This is a genomic window from Aeromonas sp. QDB30 (genome assembly GCF_027707645.1).
Taxonomy (GTDB): Bacteria; Pseudomonadota; Gammaproteobacteria; order Enterobacterales; family Aeromonadaceae; genus Aeromonas; species Aeromonas caviae.
The window spans coordinates 1-3201 of sequence record NZ_JAPCIY010000143.1 but is presented as its reverse complement, the minus strand read 5'-3'; the positions used below and the strand labels follow the sequence as shown (position 1 = coordinate 3201).

2 protein-coding genes are annotated in these 3201 nt (G+C 63.7%); both read right to left on the bottom strand.

Annotated features, from left to right (window positions below; all coding sequences use genetic code 11):
• Nucleotides 1-141: 141 nt before the first annotated feature.
• Nucleotides 142-1395 carry a D-amino acid dehydrogenase gene (locus PG896_RS20640; RefSeq protein WP_010674940.1) on the bottom strand — a complete coding sequence of 418 codons (1254 nt, stop codon included), beginning with the start codon at nucleotides 1393-1395 and terminating at the stop codon, nucleotides 142-144.
• Between the two features lie 153 nt (nucleotides 1396-1548).
• Complete coding sequence (locus PG896_RS20635) at nucleotides 1549-3069, bottom strand: cryptochrome/photolyase family protein (RefSeq protein ID WP_270836167.1); 1521 nt, start codon at nucleotides 3067-3069, stop codon at nucleotides 1549-1551.
• Nucleotides 3070-3201 lie beyond the last annotated feature (132 nt).

The window sequence follows — 3201 nt, the reverse complement described above, 5'->3', positions numbered from 1 at the left end:
GGCATATGGATTTAGGGACTCAGAATACTTTTTTCTGAAAATCAAGGCGGCCTTCCCCGGAAAGCCGCGATGAACCAGAAAAAAGAGGGCGTGCCAGGCACGCCCTCTTTTTTCGCAGACTTGCACAGACGGTGCCAACGCCTAGCCGTAGCGGGCCAGGGTGAGCCCCTCGTCGCTGATATCCGGGGTATTGCCCGAGATGAGATCGCTGAGCAACTGGCCCGATCCTGCCGCCATGGTCCAGCCCAGGGTACCGTGGCCGGTATTGAGCCAGAGCCCGGGAATGGGGCTTGGGCCGACCAGGGGTGTGCCGTCCGGCGTCATGGGGCGCAGCCCGGTCCAGAAGGTGGCCTGCTCCAGATTTCCCCCCTGGGGGAAGAGATCCCTCACCACCATGGCCAGGGTATCGTGGCGTCTGGGGTTGAGCGCCAGGTTGAAGCCCGAGAGTTCGGCCATGCCGCCCACCCGGATCCGTTCGTCGAAGCGGGTGATGGCGACCTTGTAGGTCTCGTCCAGCACAGTGCTGCGCGGCGCGCCCTCGGCATCCGTCATCGGCAGGGTGAGGGAGTAACCCTTGACCGGGTAGACGGGGAGCTCTATCCCGAGGGGGCGCAGGAAGCCGGTGCCATAACTGCCGAGGGCACAGACGATGGCGTCGGCCTGGAAGCGCTGCTCGCCGGCACGGACCGCCACGGCGCGTCCCTTCGCGATCTCGACCTCGTCGATGGCGCAGTTGAAGACGAAGCTCACCCCGAGCTTGCGGGCCTCGTCCGCCAGGGCCTGGGTGAAGCGGAAACAGTCACCGGTTTCATCTCCCGGCAGGCGCAGGCCGCCCACCACCTTGCCACGCACCCTTGCCAGGGCGGGCTCGACCTCCTCGCAGCCGTCGGCATTCAGAGACTGATAGGGGACGCCGTACTCCTCGAGCACGGCGATGTCGCGCTGGCTGGCATCGAGCTGCGCCTGACTGCGAAACAGTTGCAGGGTGCCGAGCTGGCGCCCTTCGTAGTCGAGCGCCAGCTCGCCCCGCAACTGCTTCATGCAGTCGCGGCTGTATTCGGCCAGCCGTACCATGCGCCCCTTGTTGACCGCATAGGCCGCCGGCGTGCAGTTGGCGAACATCTTCAGCATCCAGCGCAGCTGGAAGGGGTCCGAGGTGGGCCGCACCGTGAAGGGGGCGTGCCTTTGCAGCAGCCATTTGGCGGCCTTGAGGGGAATGCCGGGGGCAGCCCAGGGGGAAGCATAACCCGGGGAGATCTGACCCGCGTTGGCATGGCTGGTTTCAAGGGCCACCCCGTCACGCCGCTCCAGCAGGGTCACTTTGTGACCGGCCTTGGCCAGATACCAGGCGCTGGTCACACCGACCACGCCACCACCGAGTACCACTATGTCCATCTTGTCTCTCCTTGACTGGGGCCTCCACCTTAATCAGCCGCCACAGGATATTCAACTGGTGTCGATGTCATTGGTGGTTATCGCTATTCACATTTTGTTAACTGGCTCTCAATGTTGTCATTTGCTCACTTTCTGGCATGAAATCTGGTCGATTCAGAGCCGCTCCAGGTGGAGCAGATGATGCTCTGCCGTCGTCAGGATGGCTTGCTGCTGTTCTGTGGTTTGGCCATCCCAGTTGGCATAAGGCAGGGCGAGGCGAGGGTTGTTGCCAAGTTTGTCCCGGTTGCGCCAGAGAAAGTGCCAATAGAGGCTGTTGAAGGGGCAGCTGTCCGGCCCGCTGCGGGCCTTCACCTGATAGTGACACCCCTTGCAGTAGTGACCCATCCGCTCGAGATAGGCGCCGCTGCTGGCGTAGGGCTTGCTGCCCATCAGGCCGCCATCGGCAAACTGGCTCATGCCGCGGGTGTTGGGCAGCTCCACCCACTCGATGGCGTCCACATAGATGCCCAGATACCAGGCATCCACCTCGTCAGGGTGGATCCCCGCCAGCAGGGCGAAGTTGCCGGTCACCATCAGCCGCTGGATATGGTGGGCATAGGCGTGCTCCAGAGACTGTCGAATGGCGTGACGCACGCAGGCCATGCTGGTTTCTCCATTCCAGAAAAAACCGGGCAGGGGTCGCTCGGCCCCGAGAAAGTTGGTGCGCCGATACTCGGGCATCTTTTCCCAGTAGAGGGCGCGGACAAACTCGCGCCAGCCGAGGATCTGGCGGATGAACCCCTCCACCTGCGCCAGGGAAATGGTGGCCTGATTGGCCTGCCAGTGAGCTTGCGCGGTGCGGATCACCTCGAGGGGATGGAGCATCTTGCTGTTCATGGAAAACGACAAGCGGCTGTGGAACAGGCTCCAGCCCCGCTCGCTCAGGGCGTCCTGATAGCGGCCGAAGTGGGGCAGGCAGTGTGCAAGGAAGTGTTCAAGCAGTGCGCGGCTCTGGCGCCGGGTGACGGGCCAGGGCAGGGCGTCGGCATCGGCACTGCCAATGGTGGCGACGCCGTGGCGGGTCAGCATGGCATCGATGTCGCTCACCTCGTTGGCAAAGGTGAGGGGCGCCGGGATGGGTTGGCTCGCCGGCAATTTGGCGCGATTCTCGGCATCGAAGTTCCAGCGCCCCCCAAGGGGCTGGCCGCGTTCATCGAGCAACACCCGGTACTGCTTTCGCAGGGCGCGGTAGAAGAACTCCATCCGGCTGTGGGGGTAGCGTCGCCAGCCATCGCGGGGGGTGAGAAAATGTTCGCTGTCCACCTCAGCGGTCGGGATGGCCAGGCCTGCCGCCCAGTGCGCCAGCTGGCTTGCAAGGCGCCACTCGTCCGGGCTCTGCCAGGCGAAGCGCTCGGCCTGATACGCTTCGAGCTGGGCCGCCAGCAAGCTCGGCAAATCGGGCCAGGGGGCGCTCTCATCGAGAGTCAGGTAGCAGACCCGGTGGCCCGCCTTGGTGAGGGCGGCGGCGAAGGCGCGCATGGCGGCAAAGAAGGCGAGCACCTTCTGGCGATGGTGGCGGCAGTAGTCCGTCTCCTGGCGCAGCTCCGCCATCAGGTAGCAGACAGCGGCATCCTGCGTGCGAAACCAACTGTGACCCGCGTTCAGTTGATCCCCGAGAATGAGGCGCAGCTCCATCAGGGGTGCTCCTTCCGACGACGGCAGCGTTCGCTGCAATAGCGCACTTCCTGCCGTAAGCGCCGTTAAATCGACGTACTTGCCCTAACGGTATTGCGCCACTTTTTTTGAAATCGGCTCCAACGCCACATT

Excerpts from the sequence above, each read along its gene's own strand:
- PG896_RS20640 (WP_010674940.1), bottom strand. The coding sequence starts at position 1,395 with ATGGACATAGTGGTACTCGGTGGTGGCGTGGTCGGTGTGACCAGCGCC.
- PG896_RS20635 (WP_270836167.1), bottom strand. The coding sequence starts at position 3,069 with ATGGAGCTGCGCCTCATTCTCGGGGATCAACTGAACGCGGGTCACAGT.